The 234-nt window shown below is 67.5% G+C and carries 1 protein-coding gene; it reads left to right on the top strand.

Annotated elements, in window-relative coordinates; all coding sequences use genetic code 11:
- Window positions 1–47: 47 nt before the first annotated feature.
- On the top strand, window positions 48–234 hold a 187-nt coding region (locus HX846_RS38825; RefSeq protein WP_178967655.1), incomplete at its 3' end, for an SDR family NAD(P)-dependent oxidoreductase.

Below are 234 nucleotides of genomic sequence, written 5' to 3'. Positions count from 1 at the left end.
CCACATTTTTGACCGCGTTCGCCGTTTGATTATTTCAGGAGTTCACCATGCCCCAACTCGCTAACCGCCGTGCCGTGATCACCGGTGCCGGCAGCGGCATCGGCGCCGCCATCGCCCGTGCCTACGCCGTCGAAGGCGCGCGCCTGTTGCTGGCCGACCGCGATGCCGCCACCCTCGCCGAAACCGCCATCACCTGCCGCAACCTCGGCGCCGAAGTCCTCGAGTGCGTGGCCG

Source organism: Pseudomonas sp. K5002 (genome assembly GCF_013386655.1).
Classification (GTDB): Bacteria; Pseudomonadota; Gammaproteobacteria; order Pseudomonadales; family Pseudomonadaceae; genus Aquipseudomonas.
The sequence above is the reverse complement of the archived record's forward strand: the minus strand, read 5'-3'. Positions and strand labels throughout refer to the sequence as shown.